At 49.1% G+C, this 24,860-nt stretch carries 13 protein-coding genes; 1 reads left to right on the forward strand and 12 read right to left on the reverse strand.

The genetic code is table 11. The annotated features are described in order from the left end of the window. Window positions 1–12: 12 nt before the first annotated feature. The gene (locus GC178_17765; GenBank protein MBI1289418.1) at window positions 13–3,219 is read right to left on the reverse strand and encodes a 4Fe-4S dicluster domain-containing protein; all 3,207 of its coding nucleotides are present in this window, start codon (window positions 3,217–3,219) and stop codon (window positions 13–15) included. A 36-nt stretch (window positions 3,220–3,255) separates the two neighbouring features. Continuing rightward, entirely contained in the window at window positions 3,256–4,479 is a 1,224-nt protein-coding gene (locus tag GC178_17770) for a c-type cytochrome (protein MBI1289419.1), read from the reverse strand. A gap of 224 nt (window positions 4,480–4,703) precedes the next feature. Between GC178_17770 and GC178_17775 the strand changes: the two genes are divergently transcribed. After that, entirely contained in the window at window positions 4,704–5,204 is a 501-nt protein-coding gene (locus tag GC178_17775; GenBank protein ID MBI1289420.1) for a hypothetical protein, read from the forward strand. 47 nt (window positions 5,205–5,251) lie between these two features. Here GC178_17775 and GC178_17780 read toward each other — a convergent pair whose 3' ends face one another. The 10 genes from GC178_17780 to sprA form a co-directional block, all read right to left on the reverse strand. After that, entirely contained in the window at window positions 5,252–6,067 is an 816-nt protein-coding gene (locus GC178_17780; GenBank protein ID MBI1289421.1) for a hypothetical protein, read from the reverse strand. A 9-nt stretch (window positions 6,068–6,076) separates the two neighbouring features. Beyond that, window positions 6,077–10,162 (reverse strand): hypothetical protein, encoded by a 4,086-nt coding sequence (locus GC178_17785; GenBank protein MBI1289422.1) that lies wholly within the window; start codon window positions 10,160–10,162, stop codon window positions 6,077–6,079. A gap of 311 nt (window positions 10,163–10,473) precedes the next feature. Next, the gene (locus GC178_17790; protein ID MBI1289423.1) at window positions 10,474–12,072 is read right to left on the reverse strand and encodes a hypothetical protein; all 1,599 of its coding nucleotides are present in this window, start codon (window positions 12,070–12,072) and stop codon (window positions 10,474–10,476) included. Next, window positions 12,062–13,711, reverse strand: a complete 1,650-nt coding sequence (locus tag GC178_17795; protein MBI1289424.1) for a hypothetical protein — start codon at window positions 13,709–13,711, stop codon at window positions 12,062–12,064. Before GC178_17795 ends, GC178_17790 begins: the two co-directional genes overlap by 11 nt. 52 nt (window positions 13,712–13,763) lie before the next feature. Further along, window positions 13,764–14,450, reverse strand: a complete 687-nt coding sequence (locus GC178_17800) for a TonB family protein (protein MBI1289425.1) — start codon at window positions 14,448–14,450, stop codon at window positions 13,764–13,766. 138 nt (window positions 14,451–14,588) lie between these two features. After that, the gene (locus tag GC178_17805; GenBank protein MBI1289426.1) at window positions 14,589–15,272 is read right to left on the reverse strand and encodes a TonB family protein; all 684 of its coding nucleotides are present in this window, start codon (window positions 15,270–15,272) and stop codon (window positions 14,589–14,591) included. 417 nt (window positions 15,273–15,689) lie between these two features. After that, a complete protein-coding gene (locus tag GC178_17810) occupies window positions 15,690–16,364 on the reverse strand; it encodes a TonB family protein (GenBank protein ID MBI1289427.1) in 675 nt (224 codons plus the stop codon). Between the two features lie 87 nt (window positions 16,365–16,451). Then, complete coding sequence (locus tag GC178_17815; protein ID MBI1289428.1) at window positions 16,452–16,826, reverse strand: hypothetical protein; 375 nt, start codon at window positions 16,824–16,826, stop codon at window positions 16,452–16,454. Between the two features lie 15 nt (window positions 16,827–16,841). Next, window positions 16,842–17,222, reverse strand: a complete 381-nt coding sequence (gcvH, locus tag GC178_17820; GenBank protein MBI1289429.1) for a glycine cleavage system protein GcvH — start codon at window positions 17,220–17,222, stop codon at window positions 16,842–16,844. Between the two features lie 55 nt (window positions 17,223–17,277). Next, window positions 17,278–24,849 (reverse strand): cell surface protein SprA, encoded by a 7,572-nt coding sequence (sprA, locus tag GC178_17825; protein ID MBI1289430.1) that lies wholly within the window; start codon window positions 24,847–24,849, stop codon window positions 17,278–17,280. Window positions 24,850–24,860 lie beyond the last annotated feature (11 nt).

Raw genomic sequence — 24,860 nt, forward strand, 5'->3', positions numbered from 1 at the left:
CTTTGGTCTTAATTAAGCTTCGTTTACTTCTACGTTTCTCACCTTGGTCATGTAGTAAACATTCGGTTGAACGCCTACTGACTCCAACAGGTGGTAACTTCTTTCATCTTTTGCCTTACCAGCCACCCAACTTGCCTTGTCGTTCAAATCACCGAATACAATGGCGTTGGTAGGACAAGCCTCAGCACATGCACTCTGCACCTCAGTATCATCCACTTTACGGCTTTCTTTCTTGGCTCTGAGCTTCGCTGCCTGAATGCCTTGCACACAGAAGCTACACTTCTCCATAACTCCACGGTCGCGGACAACCACATCTGGGTTAAGCACCATACGACCAAGGTCATCGTTCGCTGGGTTCTTGCTGAAATCCTCGCTTCCTTGATGATACTGGAACCAGTTGAATCTTCTGACCTTGTAAGGACAGTTGTTCGCGCAGTAACGCGTACCAATGCAACGGTTGTAGGTCATCATGTTCAACCCTTCAAAACTGTGTGTTGTAGCTGCTACAGGACAAACCGTTTCGCAAGGAGCATGATTACAATGCTGACACATCACAGGCTGATAGGCCACCTGTGGCGCTTCGGCCGCATGTTCCATCAGGCTGAATTTCTCAATTGCACCGATTCCTTCTTCTTCCGCTTTCTCCTCGGTCATGTCCGAAGTGTAGTAGCGGTCAATGCGCAACCAATGCATATCACGGCCTCTTCTAACCTCGGTCTTACCGACAACAGGAACGTTATTTTCTGAAGTACAACCCGTAACGCACGCACCGCAACCGATACACTTGTTAAGGTCGATGGCCATACCCCAACGGTGACCACTATTTATCGGCTGATCATCCCAAAGGTTAACTTGGTCTGGTGGAAGGTAGGCACCTGCATGAGCATCAGTATGTGCTTCTTCGCCATGTTCTCCATGAGCTGCTTCTTCTCCGTGTTCGCCACCGTGTGCTTCACCATGACCACCGCCATGATCGCTACTTCCAGCACTGCTCACGTAAAGCAACTCTTCTGGGTTTCCAGCTTTTGGATTGTGCTTGTATTCTGCGAGTGTTGTCTCCTTCACGATGGAATCGCGTCCCATCAGCGTATGCTGTGACTGAAGCTGAGCAATTTCATACTTCTCACCAGTTCCAGAAACAGTTACTGTTCCAACTGAGAACGAACCGCCTGCTGCCAATGGGAAGGCATTCACACCAACTCCATCTCCACATTTTCCTGCGGCTGTTCTTCCGTAACCCACTGCAAGGCCAATAGTTCCGTACTTCTGACCTGGTGATGGATAAACAGGCGCAACAACTTCAACACCATTTACCGAAACCTTCGCAAGATCGGCCATGTAGTCACCACGCTCCAATCTGCTCAATCCCATTTCCTCCATTTGCTTTGGAGACATGGTAATGTAGTTGTCCCAAGTAACGCGTGAGATCGGATCTGGAAGCTCTTGCAACCATGGGTTGTTTGCCTGTGAGCCATCGCCCAAACCAGCCTTCACGTAAAGTTCCAATTCCATTTCACCAGCAGGAACTTTCTTGATCGATCCTGCGGCAGCAGCAACATCTCCAGCAAACGCAGGAGCTTCGCCAACTACGCCACTATCATATACACCGTTGAACAACGCTATATTGAAGAAATCGCTGAACAACAGTTCTGCATTGCTGCTTGAACCGTGTAACGCTTTCCAGTTTTCCTTGATGTAGGAATAGAAATCAGTTTCTTTTCCAGCCCAAACCAACAATGACTCTTGCCATTGGCGTGTTTTGAACAATGGACTGATGGTTGGCTGGGTCAAGCTGTAGTAACCTTTGCGGGCCTCTGCATCGTTCCAACTTTCCAAATAGTTATTGTCTGGAGCCAGATATTTTGCACCAGCAGCGGTTTCATCAACTCTATCAGCAAATGAAACCGTAAGGCCAACCTTACCAAGACCAGAATTGAATGCATCGGCCTTGTAGTAAGAGTAGCTTGGATTCACTCCGTGAATAAGCAATGCTCCAACCTTACCTGCATTCATATCGGCAACCAAGGCATCCATTTCGGCATCAACTCCTGCTTTCACATACAGAGGGTTCGCCATATCCAAGGTTGTTCCGTAGTTTCCAAGAAGATTGTTGATGGCGTTGACGATGGTCTGAACACCCGCGTCATTGGCACCACAAACAACGATGCTCTTTCCTTTAGCAGCTACAAGTTCTTGTGCGGCCTTCGAAAGTTCAGCATCATATTCTGAATTGCCACCGCTGATGGTGTTTCCACCAGTTGCTTCAGCAACTTTATTATACAGGCTGATGACAGCTGCGGCAGTTTCAGATGGCTTAATGGCCACGCGAACATCCGCGTTACTACCAGAAAGCGACATGTTTGTCTCGAACTGGAAGTGGCGAGACATCTTACCTCCTTTCGGATCGCGCATCTTGCCATATCCAGCCGCGTTGGCAGCACCGTTCGGGAATGCGGCCATGAAATCGGCACCGATACTCACTACCACCTCGGCCTTGGCAAAATCGTAAGCAGGAAGTGCTTTCACACCAAAGCTCGCTTGATTGGCCTCCAACATACCTGATGCAGAAATCGCATCGTAGGTCACATGCTTCACATTCTCTCCATACGCAGCTACCAGTTCCGCAACCGCTTTCTTGGTTGATGGACTGATGATGGTCTCTGTAAGTACAACAATCTGGCTTCCAGCCTCCGCTGCCTTCTTCAATCCAGCAATGACATCAGCATCAAGCGTTGCCCAATCGGTAGCCTCTCCACCTTTCATCGGACCAGCTGCTCTTGCCGAGTCATATAATGACAATACTGAAGAGTTGATCCGCGTGTTCAGCGCACCGCCAGTTAGAGCTGCATTCTTGTTTCCAACAATTTTGATAGGTCGACCTTCTCTTGTCTTCACCAAAATGTTGGAGAAATCTGTCCCGTCAAAATAAGTTGACGCGTAATAGCTTGGAACACCTGGAGTAACTTCCTCAGGCTTGTTCAAATAAGGGATGGTCTTGATAACAGGCGTCTCACACGCAGCCATGGTGGCGGCTCCAACGCTAAAGCCCAAGTATTTCAGGAAATCCCTACGCTTGGTCTTTCCCTCTTCGAGGTGCTCGCTTTCAAGTAAATGTTCTGCAGATGCTTCGGGTGCGAACTCATTCTCAACAAGCGCCTGATGCTCAGGTGTGTTGTGCAGTTCGTCCAGCCCTTTCCAGTATCTTTTGGTCTTGCTCATGTTTGAGGCTTTTCCAAAAATCTTTGTTCGTTTCTCTTAATAATGACACTTGGCACACTCCAACCCTCCAATACGTTTCACCGTGATCGGATCGCCATCTTGCCACTCTGGCGTTCTTTCATGAAGGTCTTCATAGTACTCGTTATTCGCTACCTGTACCTGCGTTTCGCGGTGACAGTTGATACACCAGCCCATGGTCAATGGAGCAAACTGCTCGGCCACATCCATTTCTTGATCTATAGGACCATGGCATTTCTGACACTCGATCTTACCTACCACCACGTGCTGTGAGTGATTGAAATAAGCCAGATCGGGAAGATTGTGAACACGCACCCATTTGACAGGTGTCGGATTATCTCCATAGGTCTTGGTGTCGTAATCGTAATCAAGTGCCTTGTAGATCTTAGCGATCTCCGTCTTACCACTTGGCCCTTGATCCACATAAGTGTGACAGTTCATACACACATTCAATGACGGAACTCCAGCGGTCTTACCTTTCTCCGCACTTGTGTGACAGTAAACACAGTTGATGCCGTTCTGTCCAGCATGGATCTTGTGTGAGAAAGCAATCGGCTGTTCAGGCTTGTATCCTTGGTAAACGCCCACATTATCCATCAAGTAACCAACACCCCAACGAAGGAAAGCAAGCGTACAAACGAGAATGAAGACCCCTGTCCAGCCACGGTGTGTGTTCAACCAATGTCCAACAGAACCCAACGTTCCGCGTTCGATTGTTGTTTCTCCCGTTTTAGCATCAACCAATTTTGTCAGCGACCTGCGTACGCTGCTCAAGATCATGATGAGCACCACCAACAAGGCCGCAATCGCGATCAGCACGTTACGAAGGACGTTTTCATCAAGACCAGCAGAAACACCCGGAGGCTGTGGACCAGTCGGGCCTGTCGGACCTTCAGCTACTGGCGGCTGGTAATTCTGAATGTAATCTACAATAGAAAGAATCTCACCATCGCTCAAAAAGCCGAAATCGGTCATCATGGTCGGTGAGAAATCTTTTACCTGATTGGCGTAGGCGTCACCGCTGGCAATCAGCGCAGCAGGACTCTTCACCCACTTCACGATCCACTCCTTGGAAGGAACGCGGTCTGTAACTCCCTTGAGACCTGGACCTACAATGGTCTTGTCTGTCGGAGAGTGGCAAGTGGCACAGTTCTGTTTGAATAGCTTTTCCCCATCCTGTGCAGAAGCACCAAAACCTGAAAGTAGGATGAGTGTAGAAAATAGAATTGAAGCGAATCTCATTGAGCTACTTCCCTTTAATATTCTGTCGTTTACCAAAGCCTTGATTTTATTGACTTTTTAAGCCCTTTTGAGGCCGTTTTTCGGCTGCTGCAAAAATAGCAACGGAACTATTGGTGGTATGAAAATTTGTTAAAATGTCTCAATTTAGAACCGTTCTAAATAATAGAGCTGTGATGTTGACGTATCAACTCGTTGAGACCTAAAATTTTCCTTACTTGCACCCCATGGTTAAGCTGCTGTTTCCCATAGCTTTAGTCTGCGTTACGGGCGTGTTGGTCTTTGACGTTTCTGCACAACAGCGTTACAACGAACTGGTTGATTCCACTTTGAGCATTCAACGTGACCCGAGGCTTGATTCGTTGGTGATGCGGCACATACGTGCAAACAAGGTCAAAGACGGGCTGGATGGCTATCGTGTACAGCTCTTTTCAGGTTCTGGAACAACAGCACGGGAAGAAGCAAATGAGATCAGAGCTGAGTTCATGTCGCATCATCCCGATGTTCCGGCATACCTTATATATCAGGTTCCGAATTTCAAAGTACGTGTAGGTGATTTCCGCACTGAGTTGGAAGCCATTCATCTTCAACGTGAGCTGGCCTACCAATATCCTGGAGGATTTGTAGCCCGCGATGTGATCAAGTTCCCGAAACTGGCTATTGAGCAAGAGAAAGAAGATGAAGAGAATCTTGAATTTTTGGAAGAAATAGAGGTTCCCAACCGATAAGTTGAACCTGAAAAGCAAGTTCAGCCATCAGAAGCAGCCTGAATGGCTCATTCTTGAATTACCGCGTTTATAGGAAACCATGAGCGCGCCAAGGAATCTTGAACAGCCTGTATGGACATTGCTTTTTGAGCCTGGAGTTCCTGAACGCACCTGTCCTTAACCTCTTGAAATGGAAGCCTTGCTTCTGGAATGATCTCTTTCGGTAGAAAGTACAGGTAACGGTCTATGTATTTAAATGGGCCTATTACTTGGTTGGTCTTGGCGTTGGCCAAAAAATCGTAAAACCGTTCTCCTGGAGCAAGCGGCATATCCTCATCTGCCGTAACTACAAAGGTCTCTGTTTCCACTTTCTTCAGGTTTTCTGATGTGACTTTGGGGACGTTCAGGTATTTCTTCAACTCGGCTTCCACAAGCTGCTGCACTTCTTTAGAATCCGTGGTGGCATAAGCTATCATGTAGGAAATCCTTCCTGGCTTGGCGAACTGCTCTGCATGATCCTTGTAATATTCTTCCGCTTCCGCATCTGTGATCTTTACGGATTCTATCGCTCTGTCCTTCATCCTCTGAGCAAGAAACTTCTTCCGCGTCAGGTCCAATATCAATTCAAGCTCCTTTAAGGAAGAATCATCCTGAAACAGCCTTAAACTATCTGCAACCTTGGCCAGATAGCTTGCCTCCGAATAGTACTTGAACAGCATTCCATCCAAGGCAGCCGAATCTTCGGTAAAATGAAAATCGGGATATACCTGCTGAAGAGCGCCATAAAAAGACCTGTCAGGCTCGAAAGGAGTCGGCTGTGCCTGCACTCCCGTGACCAGAAGTGTCGCACACAGCGCAATGAGAACTTTCTTCGTGCCGACCAAATCGAATAATTAACGTACGGGGCAGACCGACCATCCCTCGGCATCATCACGGTTGTCATCGAGAACCTTACCGTTATAAACGATAGGATAAGCTTTGCTGCTCGATGTCTGAAAACCGATGGTCGCACTCTGTCCGTTCATGGATGGAGACATTGGATCGCGATATTTCACGTTTATCAGACCAGAGGTTTCATGTATCTGAACTTGAAAATTGACCCGTTCTGACGTTCCATATTGACGCATGCTGTAGTCGATCAGGAATACTCGGTTAGGAGAAGTACCTACCGTTCCCCAACGCACCCATTCACCACTTCCGTAGTCGCGTAGGTCATCCCAGTATGGGAATATCATCGGACCGTTGTAAATGGAAGTAGGCAAAGATGTATTGCCAAGGCTGGTTGACCCCGTATTCCCGAATGCGATCCAGCCGTTGGTGCACATGGAAACGGTTGAATAGTTTGTTCCATCTATATCAATTCCAAAGCCCATGCTCACGTTGCTCTGTGTAAAATCATCATAATCTCCACCCATTGTCCCCGTGTTGTAGCATCCGGTACACCAGTCATCCGCACTATGAGAGAAGTTGGCACTCATGGTCCAACTGTTGTTGGTATTACTGACGGTTAGTGTACCGTTGCCATCCGCATAAACGGGTCGATTTCCCGAACCTGCGAGGCCATTTACCCTCAGATAGGCATTGCTGCTGGAAGCTCCGTTATTGCCTGCGATTACAAGTCCAGTACTTCCATTAAAGGTAACGGGACCATTATTGTAATCGAAGAAACCACCATCATCTGATACCATTACACCACCTCCGTAAGCATTACCATTGTTTGCATAAATGCTGGCATTCGTTCCGTAGAGGGTGGAGGCCGTTCCCTGTGTATAGAGACCTCCTACCACACGTGCATTTCCATTCACATCAAATTTATATCCGGGACTTGTGGTGGCAACGCCCACATTACCACCACCATCCGGCATCAAAGCAATATGATTACCATTGGTATTGAGGGTCAGTATGTTAGAGTTCTCTGCCGTAATGCTGAACTCGTTCGGAATGTTGTTGGCACCTGTCCAAGCACCATCGTAGAGAATAATTCCTTGCCGGGTGCTGCCGGAATAGAACCCGATCCACTCATAACTGTTGTCATCAGAACGAACACCTTGCATCAAGCTCAGGTGGTCTGTCCCCGAATTAACCTCTCCGTCCTCCACACGCAAACTTCCGTTCACATGCAGTTTTTCTGCGGGCGTGGAAGTGCCTATTCCAACATTTCCGTTTTGAAGAATACGCATCGTTTCTGGCCGTCCGTTTACCGAGGCCGAGGTTCCGTTCTGAAAGATATGATCCTGGTACGCACCATAGATCATTCCATCACCTCCGTTACTTGCTGCTCCCGTCCAGTTACGGAAAACAATGTATCCTCCCACATTGTTGTCAAGAAACTGCAGTCCCGCGTATGTTCCATTATCTGCGGAGTTGCGGAAAGTCATGTAGTTGTCCGAGCTTCCGTTATCAACGGTGACAACTGTATTGGAAGGAAGCGAGCCAAGGCCGCTTGGCGCCCCGCCCTGCACATGCAGCATGCTGACAGGCGCATTGATGCCCACCCCTAAACGGTTTTGGTGATACGCGTAACCGTCTGCACGGAACCAATGCCGTTGCGTGTTGCTTGCCTGCTCTCCGAAAATGATAAAGTCATTTGTTGCGGCCGCGTCCCAATCGTCAGATGAACTGAACCAGAGTTGTCCGTTATTGTTGCTCTCATAGTGAATTATCTCTCCAGCATCGTTTGCTTGTGGGTCAAAGTAGATAGCACTGATGTTGCCTGTCTTTCTCACCCGGATATGTCCGGACACATCCAATCGTTGAGAAGGTGAAGTGTTTCCGATACCCACATTCCCTGTAGCACCCTCTACAGTGGACTCATAACCGCCACGCCCCAAATACAAATTGCTGCTGGAACCGGCATCTCGGTTGAGATAGAGGTTTTCTCCATTGGTCTTTGAGTTGATGTTCCACCCATTTGCCCAGCCCACAAATTCAAGTTGACCCATTCCGGATCCTGAAAAGCGGAAATCGGCAAAATCCGTGGCACTATTGGCAACTTTGAAACGGGATGAGCCAATACCTCCCGAATTCGGGCCCACCACCCCGGTTCCGTTCACTCTGAAACTGGCCGGTTGGTCTGCAGCACTTTGATTCCAGATATAATCTGAATCGCCACTGATCACATCGTTAGAGATGACAAGGTCACCATTGGCATTTGCCTGAACGTTACCTCCTCCTGCAAGTGTGGAAATTCTTGTTGTGCCGTTCACATGCAGTTTTTGTAACGGAGTTGTGATTCCTATCCCCACATTTCCTTGATCGGTGATTCGCATTCTTTCAGTAGCAGGAGAGGAACCGGGGGTAGCCGAAGGCTTTGTTAAAAAGGCCAAATGCCCTCCCTTATTGCTATTTCCTTGATTCTCCGAAGCGATACCACGAACAACGGCACTTGCATCATTAGATGAAGGATTGGTATCGTCCTCACTATCGAATTGAATATCGCCTAAGGTTTCTCCAGCATTTGTATTTCCATCGCCTCTACTGACCAGTATGACCCCTCCCGTGGCATTTACAATATGCACATCTTTATCAGGCGTGTTGGTGCCTATACCAATCTGACCGGTATTGTCAATTGTCATTCGTTCCACACCTAAGGTGCTCAGTCGGATATGGTCTTCATCAATTCCACCCACATCAACTGTAACTTTTGTATCAGCATCACCATCTTGGAGCACTGTTGTGAGCGTGGCCGGATTGTTCCAACCAACAACACCTCCAATTGTGGAAAGCACCGTATTGGTTGCCCCGGGAGCGACATCAGCTGGAAGTATGGTTCCATTCAATATTTCTGTTGTTGTAACTGCACCCGTAGCTATCTCGGACGCTCCTACCGCATCCGTTGCAATGTGTGAGGCAAGAATTCCATCTGCTTTTACACGAAGTACGTCCGCATTTATCTCAATACTGCTGTTGTCCACATTGACATTGAAGTTGTTAGAGCTGACCGAAAGCCCGTTTCCTTCCAGAGCAGCAGCATTAACCTGAACCTGATCGCTTGCAACCAGAATCCCATCTCCTGGATTCACATCAATCTCTGCGTTAACTGCGTCAAACACCAAACCGTCTCCTGCCTGGCTACTAAAAAAACTTCCTTGGCTCTGCCATTGGACCACGCCCGTGTTACTGGTTGTAAGAACCTGACTGTTTCCTGCGTTGGCCATGTCAGCAGGAACAATGGTGCCGTTGAGGATATTTGTAGACGTTACCGCCCCTGTTGCGATGTCACCCGTAAGAATGGTACCATTTAGAATCTCGGCAGTGGTAACCGCACCCGTGGCGATCTCGTTGGCGGTTATTCCGTCTGCTTTCACGCGCAGCGCATCCGAGTTTATCTCAATCGTTGCGTTATCTACATTAACATTAAAATTGTTGGAGGATACAGAAATACCGTTGCCATCAAGGTCCAATGCTCTTACGGCAACTTGATCGGTAATGATCTGGATACCATCGCCAGGATTGACATCCAAGGTCACATCGCCCGATGTACCACCACCTGTCAGCCCGTTGCCGGCAACCACCGAGGTGATGTCTCCCACCAACGCAGGGTTGGTCCATGCCACTGTGCCGGAACCGTTCGTTGTGAGCACGTACCCTGTCGCTCCGTCAACCGTGGGAAGAGTGTATACCCCGTTCACATTCAAGGCTGAAACACGTGCAGTTCCCACAACTTGCAACTTAGCTGCTGGTGTGGTAGTTCCAATTCCAACATTCCCTGAGACCTCAGAATACATGTCATTGCCAGAAATCATCCAGTCATGGTCGGTTCCTGCTCCAAATGTTATCCATTGTGTGCCATTGTGTACTTGAAAGTTTGTCCCGTTCCAACGCATGGACCCGGCCACACCATTGCTGGTTGAGCCCAGACGGAGACCTCCGGCAACATCCAACTTCTGAACCGGGGTTGATACATCAACCCCCACATTTTGAGAAATTCCAAGTTGACCAATTCCAACAAAACCAAAAACAAGTAATAGTTTTTTCACGCCATCATAATTTTAACAACAATGCCTCAAAGGTATTCAATGTCAAACCCCCGAACAGACAACCAAACGACATAGACAAACATTAAAAATGAATGGTTTAACATTCATGGAATATGAAAAAAACAACATCAGTTTATATTGTATAACACACTTAGGGAAAATTCAATTGAATAATCGGCCCAGAGCCAAAAAATCCTGTTGGGTCAAAAAAACCGGCCCCCAACTCAATTAAATTTCCAACGTCTGGACTTAATCAAAATTTAATCTCTCAGAGCTTAACGAAGAGATTGTGCAAACAGCAAAAGCAACCGCTAAAAATCATCAAACGGCCGTGTCAGGTCTGTTGAGATTCCGAAGAACATATAAAGCTCTTCGTAGCGGTGCAGTTTAGACTGTTCGACCCTCGTTGTGAAGCCACCGATGATGCGCAGATCCCAATAAGCGTTCAGCACATATTCTGCACGGAACTGCCACAGATAAAGGTTCGTCTTTAAACCGTCAATCATTTTGTGTCCGTACTCACCGTTGCGCAGCAGATATGATCGGTAGATGTTGCCACCGTAACTGATGTTGTTCGTGTCCAGGCCAAACTGCGAGTAAATGAACTTGCCTTCGAGGAGCCAATTGTTCTTGCGGTAGCGAAGCACGTTTACAGATTCCAAGAAATTGGCACCGCGCGGATGTGCTATCGGCTGATTGTAATTTCCATAGTTCTGCTCTATGGTCAAGTGCGTGTACGTGAACGGCCGCACCCAATTGAACTCCGTCTGGTAATACAGGTTCTTGATCCAAAAGAGATTCCATCCTTTAATTCCTACCTGAAATCCTTGCTTGTTGCCCCAAAAACCTTTCGGAACGGTAGGATCGTTGCGAGCCGTGATGTTCTTGAAAACCTCATTCGAGAGGAACTCATCCAAGATCAACTGTCCGTAGAGATGATTGTTCTTTCCGATGCGGTAGCGGAAATCGAAGCCAAGCAGCACGTTATCGGGCGAATTGAGCGAAAACTCCACAGGACGATAGAAGATGATCGGGTTGATGTAATTGAGTTCGAACCCGCGAACACCCGTGCTATCGGCCGCCTGCCAAATGATGCTCTCGAACATCCCGAAGGTGAAACGCTTGGCAATATTGAGTGAGAGGTAATGGAACGAGCCCAGTTTGTTGCGATAATCGCCTGGCATGATGTCTTTGAAATTCGCCCAGATGTTCACGTAGCGCAGTCGCCAAACGCGCGTATCCAATTTCAAGAACGCGTACTGATTGGAATTGTCTGAGATGAAGAGCGAGCGGTAACCGTTTCCGATGAAGAGTTTGTCGTAACCGGCCTGCACGTTAAAATGCTTGGATGGCGAATACGAAATATAGCCGCTCGGGTCGAAGAATGTGTTCAGGTAGCCTCGGTTGACAAAACTTCCCTGACCTGGATCCACATTATTCTGATCCATGTAGCGCTGCACGTGCGCCACGGGTTTAAAGGCTCCGCCACGAATGGAAAAATGCCCCACGAAATTCTTGCCGAGAAAGACATTTCCGCGAACGCCACCATACAGTTCGGTCGTGAAGCCAGAGGCCGTACCGTAACGCGCCACGCTATGATAGATCGGGTCTATCTGCACTCCGAACCACTTTTTGCTGTAATAGAAAAAATGGCCCTGCGAGAACTGGTGCAACCGCGAACTGTCTGCAAAAACGAACGATCGTAGCACAGCCTCGCGTTTTGCTTGAAGGTCTTTTCCCAACACCCACGGGCGCACATTCCCATGAAAATCCGGTAGGCCACTTTTCATTGGTTCTTCCTGCAAGAAGGTTTCCAGCAAAGGAGAGTGCTCCACTACAAGTCGTTGCCCCATTCCAAAAAGAGGAAAGGAAAGCACCCAAAATGCTATGACCACTCTTCTAAAAATCATGGTAGAGGTTTCGTAAAAGCGTTCGGATGCCGAAATAAACGTATGCGTTCTCCTCCTTGCTGTACTGCGTTTTGGCCAAGCGGTAACGCAGTCCGAAAACGATATTCAGATTGGACGCACGGTTGACCACATACGCCAATTCCAAGTTCTGATACGTGAGGCTGGTCTTTACACCTTGCCCGATCTTGTTCCCGTACGAATCCACACCCATCGCTGGGTTTGCATCCGAAAGAAATGCATCGTTTCCATAGTTCAGCCCCGTGGTGTCGCGCCCAACCTTGGCGTAACTGATGCGATAACTGATGCGCAGATCGCGCCAGCGGTAACCGAGTTCGCCCACAAACTCATGGAAGTTGGCTCCCAGCGGATGCGCCAACGGCTGGTTGTAATGCGTATAACTCGTTAAGGTTGATGAACTTGCGTACGTATAAGGAAGTGCTCCATTGTATTCCAACCGGCCGTACAATTTCTTCAGCCCGAACGGGTCGAAAAACTTGAAACCCAACTGCCAGCCCAAACGCTGATCCATGCTTCCGCCTTGGCCGAGTTTGGTGAAGTTGAGATTGTCGATGGCCAATTGGCCGTAAAAGGCTGCACCATTGAAAGGCACATACTTAAGATTGATTCCGAACAGGGCATTGTTCCCCGACTTATCATAAGCATACTGAATGGAGCGGAACAGCATGACCGGATTGAAATAATTCCAATTGAAATGCCCGTTTCCAACGCTGTCGCCTTTAAAGATAACACCCTCAAACAGACCGACCTGCATGCGCTTGCCCACCAAAATGCTCATGTAATGGAATGTGGCCCATTTCTTCTTGAAACCCGATTCGAACGTGGAGAAAAGTCGCGTGTCTTGCAGTTGCGTGAAAATGACATCATACTGGATCTTCCAAAAATTGGTACTGATCTTCAGGAACGGATAATTGTATGTGGCATCCGATAGCAACATCGAACGGTAACCTTCGCCCACAAATAGTTTATCGTGCCCCAGCTGAAAATTCACATGCTTGGTCGGTGAGTACGAAACCTGGCCAGAAGCCATGCTGAAATCATACCCATTCACCTTCACACCCAACGCGCGGTACAGCGCATTATCAAACTGGAAATCCTTGATGCGACCCTCTCCCGGAACCACTTGGTTCTTATCGATCCACTTATTAAGGTATGGCAGATAGGTGGCCTGGTTTTCCCAGAACGTGGTAATGAACGAAACGTGCTTACCGATGCTTCCTTTAAATGTAAGTCCCTTGGTGTTGACCGTGAGGCGTTCCTTGCTTTTGGCATCCCAACCGAGTTCGAGATTGAACACGGGATCGACATAGAACTGATATTTGGCCGAATCGACCCGAAGAAGGCTTTGGCGGAAAAGCTTTCTACCCACCAGCGTACGGGAGAATTTGCTTTTGTGATAGTTGACCGCGCGGATGGAATCGAACGGACAGGCCTCGTTCAGTTGCCTTACGCGAAAGGGTCTCATCCCACTATGAAACTCCGAACCTTTTACATGCAAATAGCCTTCAAACTCGGAATACTGCGTATGATTGAACGGATAATTGTACTGCTCCTGAGCCAAGCTTGGAACAGCAAACAACACAACCGCAGACAGAAAGGCATAAAAAAGTCCCAAGCGCATGGTAAGAGGCTTGGGACAAAAATATCACTTACGTGCCGTAAGCGATGATTTCTCAGGTCAAGGCAAATCGAATGGGCAAAACGAAGTACACATCGACCTTGTTTCCGTTCTTCATGCCGGGTGTGAAACAATCGAGCATTTTGGCCACACGAAGTGCTTCGCCATCCAACCACGGGTCGACAGGACGAAGAATCTGTGCATCGCGCAAGTGACCGTCTTTTCCGACCACAAACTGCACGTAAACCGTTCCTGAAATGCCGTTGATACGTGGAATTTCAGGGTATTCCAACTCCTGTTTCAGGAAATCGAACATCGCCTGTTCGCCTCCGCAGTATTCTGCTTGAACCGTGGGAAATTTCTCCGGTCCCACATTATCCACCACGCTTGGCTCAGAGGTTTTCACCAACGTTCCATTTTGCGGTTCGAAAATCTCTGGAAACTGTGGTTTCTCCGAAGCATTGTTCTCAGGTTTATTGGTGTTGGTGAGGTCGATAATGGTCGGTTCCGGTTTCTTCTCCGGTAATGCCGGTTTTTCCAGCTGTTTCTTCGGTTCGGGCAGAAGCGTTACGGGAATCCAAATGGGTTCATCTTCTCCAACAGTCGGTCCGGTAGGAATTGTAGGCATGGTATAAGGCGTTCTCCATTCGAACGAAACCAAGGTGACGGAAAGTGCAAATACAAGTCCGGCCAAGAAAAGTAGCGGACGCCTGCGCTCAAGAGGTGCTTTTCGATCTTTCATTGTAGTGGGATTAAGTGATTAGGTACGCGTGGGTCATCTTGAGCGGTTGTCTTATCTCAACGGAACAGTTCGCGGGTTTATTGCACAAAAAATCCCAGCCGGCATAACACCGACCGGGACTCAACCATCCGTTATGTTTTACTGTAGAACGAACCGAATAGGAACGGTGAACTGGACAGAAACGGGACGGCCACGTTGCTTGCCCGGTTTGTAGCCTTTCAAAGTTTTGACCACACGGACAGCTTCTTTATCGAGAAATGGATCAACTCCGCGTGCCACCCTTACGTCCACAACATTGCCTTCCTTGTCTACAACGTAAGACACATATACGATTCCGGTCGTGCCCATGTCCTTTGCGATCTGCGGATATTCAGTTCTGTTCGTTAGATCAGAAAGAAGCTTTCCTTCACCGCCCGGATAGTTGGGCATTTCCTCCACAATCATGAATATCTCATCTTCTTCAGGTTCATCTGCTTCGGGAGCACTTGCCACCTCAGAAGGCAAATCCGCTTCGTCTGGGAACTGAGGCTCATCAGCGTCAACTGCGTCAACCACATCGTTCTCCACAATATCCATCTGTGTAGTTTCAATCGGCTTTTGAGGAAGCTTTGGCCTTGCAATTTCCCTTTTCTCTTCGCGAGATGTTATCGGGGGCAATTCAATTGGCGGCCTGTCAATATCTGGTTGCGGCTTATAAACCTCCGGTAGATGATAAGGCGTGCGCCACTCAAATGAGACAAGGGTGATGGAAAGGGCAAACACAAGCCCCGCAAGGAAAAACAATGGTCTTTTCCGCTCCAATGGTGTTTTCGAACTTTTCATGATACGAGAAATTTAAGGTTAGGTAGTGTTGTACCATTCGAGCGATTTTGTTGGTGAAACGGAAGGTTTCAGAACTTATTGTGGAAAGTCCTTGAGGTTTCGGAAACCGGGGTCTCCGAAAAAAATTGAATCACACTCGCCAGCCAGTGATAGACCTGTCTTCAAAACCGTTAAAACGGCAGGTGCCTTGCTGTCCACCATAGCCCACGATTTAAATCGTGGGCTATGGTGGAATCAACACGTTCGGGAATGGTTTCAACCATTTTCCACATCTCCTTCTTTTTAATGAGGATCAATGGGTTCATTCACAGAACCTGCATTTCGGACACCCCTGTTTCTGGAACCTTCAGGGTCTTTCATAAAAAAATCCCGACCAACTTTCGCTGATCGGGATTGTCTTTCTTTCGTTTGTTCCGATTACTGCAACTGGAATCGGATAGGAATGGTAAACTGAACCGGAACGGGCTTACCACGCTGTTTTCCTGGCTTGTAGCCTTTCAGCGTTTTTACCACGCGTACGGCTTCCTTGTCCAAGAATGGGTCTGCTCCACGGACAACCTTCACATCGCTTACCGAACCATCTTTACCTACAATGTAGCTTACATAAACCACACCTGTGATGCCGTTTTCCTTGGCAATGGCAGGATACTCAACGTGTTCCGCAATGTACTTGAGCAGCGCAGCATCTCCGCCTGGGAACGCTGGCATGTCCTCCACAATGGTGAAGAAATCAGGCTCAGCCGGTTCTTCTTCCACAGGAACAACTTCTTCGATGATCGTTTCCTGCGTGGCTTCCACGTCCATGATCTCCACTTCATCCTCAATCTCCACGTCATCTTCCACTATCTCAATTTCGGGAGCTGGTGGTGGCGGTGGTGGCGGTGGTGGCGGTGGTTGGTTCTGCTCCGTGATCGGAATGATCTCTTCTTCGATGTCATCGATCACCAGCTGTCCGAGGTCGCCAGCACTACGCTCATAGGTCTTCCATTCGAAGGCCGTAAGCACCAATGCAAGCGCCACAACGTAACCTGCAGCCAGAAACAGCGAACGTTTCTTCTCCAGGTCAACTTCAGGGTTCTTCTTAATCTCCATAGTTTGATTTTTATGGGCGGGTAAATTTATAACTATTGATGCAAACTCAACAATCGAGTTTCATGTAGTTGGATGCGAACTTTCAGGCTATTCCACAATGGACGTGAATTTTTTCCGGATCTGCGGGAAACCAACGATCGCGATCACCGCTCCGACCATGTCGGCCAGAAGGTCAAGGAAATCGCCATCTCTACCTGTAGCCCAATAGAATTGCGCCAATTCCAAACCTCCACCCAAAAGAAAACACCACAGCAAAGACCACAGCATCGGTCGTTGAAATTTGTTCCCCACCAGATTCCAAGCGACCAGAAACGCCTCTACCCCGAACAGCACCGCGTGGATGAGTTTGTCCATTCCCGACAGTTCGAGCCACCAGTATTTCGGTACTCCGCTTGGCGGAGACAGAAGCGCATAAAAGATAAAGGCCGTCCAGAGGACAGCCAGTATCGATCTCAGTAACATATTTATTCGCGTTTCTTATCCTCCAATGAGGTCTGCGTACTCATCTGCAGAAAGTAGGTTATCTGCTTCTGATGGGTCGCTCAATTCGATCTTGATCATCCAACCTGCGCCATAAGGATCGCGGTTTACCGCTTCTGGATCTGCTTCCAAACCTTGGTTCACCTCGGCCACTTCGCCCGACATTGGCATGAAAAGATCGGAAACAGTCTTCACAGCTTCAACGGTTCCGAAAACCTCGTCAGCGGCCAACGTTTCCGTTTCGGTCTCAATCTCCACATAAACAATATCACCCAACTCGCCTTGTGCAAAATCGGTAATACCAACGGTGGCAACGTTGCCTTCAATCTTGATCCATTCGTGTTCTTTGGTGTACTTCAGGTCGGCTGGGATGTTCATTTCGCTACGTGATTTAGAATTTCGGCCAAAATTATGTTTTATGCCGATTCGTGTGCTATTCGGCCAATGTAAATCTGAGACTTAGGCCTGCTGCGTGGTTCTGCGTTGGGAATGAGGAGGAGACCACAGGTGTGTTGATGGCCCCATTGTAGAACAAACGGATATTGAACCGCTGGTTGATAACGTAATCCGCATTCACCTTTATACTGATGAGTTTCTGACCAGAAGTGGCCTGATTGAGGTCTTCATCCAATTTTCGGATCATGGTTCGGTTATCGCGCAACGAGAAGTCCAATCGCAAATTCATATCCGATTTGATGCGTTTGGTGCTCTTACCGAACTTGATCGGGAAAGGCACATTCTTAAATGTATAACCCGCGCCCACCACATATTCCTCGCTGGTCACCTCGGTAACCTGATTGTTGGAGAAGTTGAGCGAAAGCGTTCTGCTGGTCTTCACCTCCATTTTGGCGGTCATGGAGTTCTTGAAGTTGAAATCGAGACTTATCAGCGGACTGAACTGCTCGCTGATGGTGATGCTTCCGATCTGGTATTTGGAGATGAAGTTGTTGGAGCTGTCGCGTGAATTCGGGTAATCCTGTCCCTCGATCAGCGGTTCGAAACCAAGGTTGGTCCTGAAACTGCTTACGCTGTAGGTCGATCGGTACGAGTGGCCGAGTGTAACGTTCCGCGCAAACTTCTTCACAAAAGGAATCTTTCCAATCCCATCATAATTGACCCGCCAGTTAGGCAACGGGATCCGTGGGAAGGTGCTCATCTCAATTTTGGATGGATCGTACACACCATAAGAAGCAAGGAACGCGGGAATCAATACATCCACCTGCGTGGGTCCATAACCGCTCGGGTAGCCGTTCGTCTCCGTGGTCAAAGCACCCGGATGCGCATTTGCCAACCGTTCGGCCACCGTTAATCGATTTGCTTTGAAATTCTCAAAAACGGGCGATGTATTATCCTTCCGCTGCCGGATGAAAGCCGTGTTGGCCGTGATGTACGACATACTGAAGTTACCCGTGGTGTACGGATTGTAACTCACAGGAGATTGCAGCGCCTCATCCCAACGGAAATACTCGTTCAGACTTTCGGTGTAGGTCCGGGTGGCGGTGAGGTCGATACGGAAGCCTTTGATCGGTTCCACCGTGGCACGGATGTTCAGCGAACTGGACTGCGTTTGGGTCAACGGACTACTTTGGAGCGTATCGTTGGTTATCCAGTTTCCTTTGATGGCCTCTGCCCGAATATCATAACCCGTGGCAATATTATCGAAGGCGTACTGCTGCCAACCGAAGATGAACGGCACCATGCCCATGATGTTCTGCATGGTATCCGAAAGTCCCATGTACTTGGTTTTCGGTCGATAACCCGGCAAGAGCGTTCCGTTGTTCTCCGAATAAGTGACGTTCGCAGATTTCACCATTAATATCAGGTTGACGAGCCCCTCGCCAAGTATCTTCCCGAAGTTGATCTTCGGTTTATCAACCGTGTCATTCTGCGATTTCGGATCGTTTCCTCCCGGACTTCCCTTCGATCGACCCTTGGCTGCCGCGCGCCTTGCACTGGACGACCGCCTACTGTTCTGCATGACCTTCTTAAAGAACGGTATTTTGTTGTATAATTGGGTGAAGTTTGCATTCACGTTCACTTGCCAGTTTTGCGAATTCTGTACCGTATTCCCGAAGGATGATTGAACGAACTTTCCAGCCGAATCGCGCTGCAAAGGAGCCGCCTTCCACGAATAGTTTCCTGTGTACGATGCGTTTGAGGTCACCCAACTGAGTATCGGGAACTTGTCAATCGGCAAATTCCAGTTCACCGTAGTATTATGGTTGTACTGCGTTGTACGGCCTCCGTTCATCACATTCGACCAAATGGAATCGCGCATGTGGTGCCAGTTGTCAAATTTCTTGTCAACCGGCCCGGCAGGTTCATCCACCCGCCCAAAGTTGAAGGCATCGAACTGAATCTTGATGGCTTTCGTCAGGTCGTATTTAAAATGGTATTCACGGTTCCAGAAGAAGGATTTCTGGAAGGTGGAATCGATCTTGATGTCGGCATAATCGGTGGTGTTCCGCAACTGCTGTTCGGTGTACCTGCGGTCCATGTCCGTTCGGAAACCGAGCTTGTTCGGCAAATAATTGAAGTTGAAATCTTTGATAGGCTGCCACCAACCTGACCGCAACATGTTCCGCGACCATTTCTGATAATTCTCCTTCCGCTTGGTGTATTTCTCCAGCTGATCTTCCGCCTCTTTCATTTCCTCGCCCTTCACCTTGGCGCGTTTCAAACTGTCTACCAATGCCTTCTGTTCCTTCACCCGCGTTTCCTGCCGTTCCTTGGTCGCATCCACCATCGCATTTACCAGTTTTAGCTTCGCGAAAGGACGCACGTTCTTACCCTTCGGACTATAATCGTAGCTCATTCCTCCACGATAGGTTCGCGTTTCGCGATACTTGGTGTTGATATCGCGCATGTAATTCTGACTGTAGGAATAATTGAACCCGAAGTTGGCCGGATCCCACGGCATCGGTTTCTTACTCTTCACCCCAATGCGCACGTCCGTGAAGTTCATGCTCCTCCTTTTGTTGTAGGACTGCGTCTTCTGCAACAACGCCTTCCGCGCAGAGTCAGGATTGGCAGATGTCTCCTTGATCTCGGTGAGCGAAGCCGCCATGGAAATGTCCGGGCTGAGCGGATTGTACTGCGGATCGCTGAACGACTCACCATAGCTGAGGTAAAGCGGAACATTTACTCCCAACTTGGTTGGGAAGAATTTGCCCAACGCGATCTGTGCAGAAAGGTCGTAGTTGGTAATTGTTTCGCGCAAACGCTCACTTGGCTTACTGTCGAATGCACCGAAACCGAATTTCGTGTAATCGACCGCTCCGTTCAGCGTTGCGAAGTCGGCCAGTTTCACATTCACCTGCCCGGTTGTGGCCCATCCTCCACGGTTGTCGAAATCCGTCAAGCGCAATTCGTTCACCCAAACTTCCACACATTTGGGCTGACCATCATCACCATCGTTCACGCCTGTCTTCTTCGGGTTTCGGATACCGATCATCATCGACTTGATGTTCCCCAGGTTCGGGTTACCCTTCACCGCAATCTTGTTCCGCGGCCCATGATCCACTTCATACCGCTTGGTCAAGGAAACCGTTGGGTCGGAGACAAGATCCTTGTTCCGCTGTAGCTTGGCCTGCTTCAGATCCTCAAAATTCACATCAATGTTGTTCAGAATCGGCCAGACGGCATAACGGTCATCATCACTGTTTTGATTGTATTCGTCAGGTGGCGTTACGATGGCCGGAACCTCATACTCGTAATAGTTATTGTCGAAGTCGGTTCCCAAGCGGAGGAACACCCGCACGTCCCCGTCTTTCAGCACATTCGGGTCGATGGCCTCTGCGTGGATGAACATCTTGAGGCGTTTGTAGGAACGCACATCAAACTGGGTGTTCTTATAGGCCGCCCGCGCATCGCCATCTTCCAGATCACACACACGGAGCATTAGCGACTGCTCGTTCAACTGACGCAATGTGGTGTTGCTCGATGGCGTCTGCTGACGGTAGATTCCCGGTGGCAGCACATAATTGATCGGCTCCTTCACCCCGTTCTCCTCAATGTTCACCACCGAAATGTCGAAAGGTGTATTGTCGCCCGGATCGCTTGGAATGTATTCGCCCGGTTCTTCCAGCGAGAAAAGGTAACGTCTCCATTCCCCACGTACGAGCTCCAAACGTCCGAAACGCACCACGATGGAGTCCTCAAACCCTTTCAGGAACATCCGCATGAATCGGATGGAACGCCAATCCGAGATGTTTCCCACGGCCTTCTCAGGAGCTCTCACAGGGATCTTGAACTGATACCACATCACATCGATATTCTGGCCATTGGCCAATTGGCCGCGTCCCATTACCGCATTGGTGATGTAGTTCTTACCTACCACAAGATCTTCTTTCCTCAAGCTCACTTTGTACTGGAAATAGTTTTCCGACTTGTTCATGGTGAAGTCGCGGTTGATGTCCTCCACATCCGGCAACGTGGAAGAAGAGGCTTGGAACGAGGTTCCGGATTGGTTGGCTGTTGGCGAGTTGCCTTCAAGGCCATTGTACATTTTATATCGCTCCAGCACCGATGCCTGCTTGGCATCCAGGTCATCTCCACGATAGTACTTGAAGTTATCTGTGGATACGTCTGCGGTCAGTTTATCATAAGCGGCTTGCGTCAATACGCTTGGCCCTTGGGCCAACATGCTATCTAAGCGATGTACATAATCCGAATTGGGCGTTCCAGAAGGTAGGTTTCCCGTATGGAAAGACAGTTCCTGGTCGTCATTCATCCCATCCAAACCAACATCTTGGAAAGGTCGTGCATTGGGATCGTTGGCAAACACGTTGACGATGTTGGTACTCTTGGCCACAATGGCCAGGTTGGTGGTATCCGTGGGCAAGCTGGGGTTGTCCGGCCAAGGGAATCCGTTCTCAAAGTTCTTGACCCCGTCACGCACAATATCCTCCGAAATGTTACCTATGTTGAAGTAGAGGTCGCCCCCGCTGTGCTGGTTCTGAGTATCATAATAGAAAGGATCCATCATCCAGATCTGGATGAACTCGATGTTGTTCGTCTCGAAGTTGGTGGTCTGTATCTGGCGCATGATACCGCCCCAACGCTTGCCAGGTTCATTCAGGTTCCCATCCTGGTCGAGGCCATAACCGTAGTCAATTCCTTCAGGTGTTCCTCCATCAGCATCATAGTTATACGGTCCTTTCTCCTTTGGGTAGAAGGCCACATCGAAAATGGGAAGGTTGGTCTGCTGGTTGGCGATCTGCGATTGCTTGTTCGGAAAGATCTCCTGCTGCAATACACCCCGCGAATACTGATACGACTGCTCCTCCTTGCCCCAGTGTGCAGGGGTCAGGTTATTGTTCCGATAGAACAGCGGGTCGATGATGTACCATGCGAACTTGGCACGGTTGATACCATTGCCTATTTGATTGGAGGCCGCACCTTCTGGGAACAACTGACTCTGACCCTGCGGTGTACTTGCCAGCACCCACGACTGCCGCTGCTTCAGGTCGATGTAGTTCACACTTCCCTCAAAGTCATCCAGATACGAAACACCACTTTTTGTAATGGCCTTGGCATTGCCCGGAATGAGATGGGCAAACTCACCCGAAGCAGAGAAGGTTGACACCTCCTTGGTGCTGATCAGCGGGATCATGTCCACCAACTTGGTGAGCAAACGCGACTCGGTGCGGTAACTACCATTCACACCCCAAATGGTGTTGTTGATCGGCTCATCACCTTGGTTCACCTTCTGCGTCAGCGGTCGTTCGCGCAGGTTCATTATCGTGGCACCGAACACAAGATCGTTACTGATCTTGTAATCCATGTGCACCCCTGCCAAGGTCTTCTTCTGGATGTTGAAGAGCGAATTGCTCTCGTAGTTGGCGGTCACTTTCTGACCCGATGCAATGATCGCATCATTGATAATGGTCACACGGCCCAAGGTGTAGTCCACCGTGTAATCCACGTTCTCGGTCAGGGTCTGACTACCAGCGGTCACGGTCACACTTCCTTGCGGAATGTTCATCCCGCCAAGCGAAATGACCGAACCACCCTCGCCTTTGTAGGTTCCCGCAATGATGAATCGGTTCAATTGAGGGAAGTTCAATGCCGCCTGATGCGTAGAGTCGTACAACTGTTGGTACACATACTTTTTGGCGATCTCTTCCTCAGATGGAAGATTGAACTTATTCTCCAAATGGCTACCGAACGGCTCCACCACCGGGAAGTAGATGCGGCCGTTCTGGCTGGTGATCGTCACGCCCTCTACAAAGTCGAAGAACCCATCAGGATACGGGTCATTATTGTAGTTCAGTTTATCCAGATTCATCGTACGTAGCAGGATCTGCCCATCGATCGCCCCTTCCGGAATGTAATTGGTCTTGGTACCTGCGGCAATGTTGTCGTAGATGATGTCCAAGCGGAAATCCTCCTTCGATACCTGATAGGCACCGATGCTATAGACGTTCTTCATCATCAGGTCCCAAAGCGGCAACTTCGGGTTGGTGATGGTGCTTTTCAGCAACTTGGTATAAAGCGCCTGATCGCCTGTGATACCGTCCGTGGAGAATTCACCCACTTGGTAAACCTTGCCTCCGTACGTGTACTGGAACGCCACCGAAAGCACCTCATTCGGCTGCATTTCCCTGTTCAAGGAGATGTAACCCAATTGCGGATGATACCGGTATTCCGATGGATCCAATGGCGTGGCAAACTGCAACGCTTCGTAATCCTGTGAGTTGATGAAGTTGTCGGTAGTTTCCAGCGGCCCCAACACGCCTTCCACCTGATCGATATTCCTTGCCCCAACATAGGATGAGGTCAACTTCTGATAGAGGTTATTCGCATTATTGTTCGGAACGCCCTGATCGCCCGTGCCCGGACCTATAAACGTATGGTTGTAGGCATCAGCCACAGGTTCACCCAGATCCATCATTGCCACCACGTTCCGCTGCCCACCGTTTGTCTGTGCGCTGGTGTTGGTGATCCAAACCTCGATACGCGTAATGTTGATGGGCGATTTCACCAACGGAAGGTCGGCCAACCATTGGTCGTAGTGGTCGCGGAAGAACTGCGTGAGGAAATAGTGACGGTACGCTTCGTACTCATCCGCTTTCACCGAGAACTTGGTAACCTGCGCCCCGCCCTGCGTTTGCACAGAATTGCTCTCGCTCTTCGCCTGCGAGAAGATTCCCGTCACGGTCAATCGTCCGAACTGCGCCACGGCCTTTACCCCGAACAGGTTCTGGCTTCCCTTGATGAGCGAACCCGTTAGTGGCAGCGAAACGTTACCCGCTTCAATGCTTCGCAAGATGTTGTCCTCATCGCACGCCTGCCATTTCAACTTCATCTGGTTCTCGAAATCGAATGTGGCGTTGGTATTGTAGTTCACGCCCAGCGACATCGCGTCACCGATCTTTCCGGTCACGTTCAGCTGAATACTCTGGTCGAAATTGAACGTGGTGTTGGTCTGCTGATTGGCCGGAAGTGCCGGGTTCTTGATCTTGCTCACGTTCACCCCGAAGATCAGTTCGGCAGAACCCTGCGGACGGATCTCTACCGTGCTTCCACAGAAGATCGACTCGAACAGTTTGCTCTTGATGTTCAGTTTTGGGATGAGCGGCTTGCGCTGACTTTCCGACTGTGTCTGCGCCTTCTCTTTCCAATAATCGCGGATGGCCTGATTGGCGTTGTAATCCTGAAACTCATCGAACGACATGTAGGTGGGCGGACGGTAGTTGATGTCTTCCCCCACGGTCTTGTTGATGTTGTACTCGCCACTTTCCGGGTCGTAATCAATATCGGTCTTGATGTTCTCCGGGTCGTTCAGATACAGGCCGTTGTCGTTGCCTGTCGGTGTGGGGTCGTAGCTGTCCGGAACCGGGTACGGAAGTGAAAGCGTATCTGTATCTGCCGCAAACGTCAACAGCTCCAGCCCCATGAACGCGTTGCGCTTGGCCGGAGTGTTGGCATCTGCACCCGCAACCAGCACCATACCGGCAGCAATAGCAAACACAACAAGCATTCTTTTCAGCATACTCCGCATCACGTACTTCT

Source organism: Flavobacteriales bacterium (assembly GCA_016124845.1).
Classification (GTDB): Bacteria; Bacteroidota; Bacteroidia; order UBA10329; family UBA10329; genus UBA10329.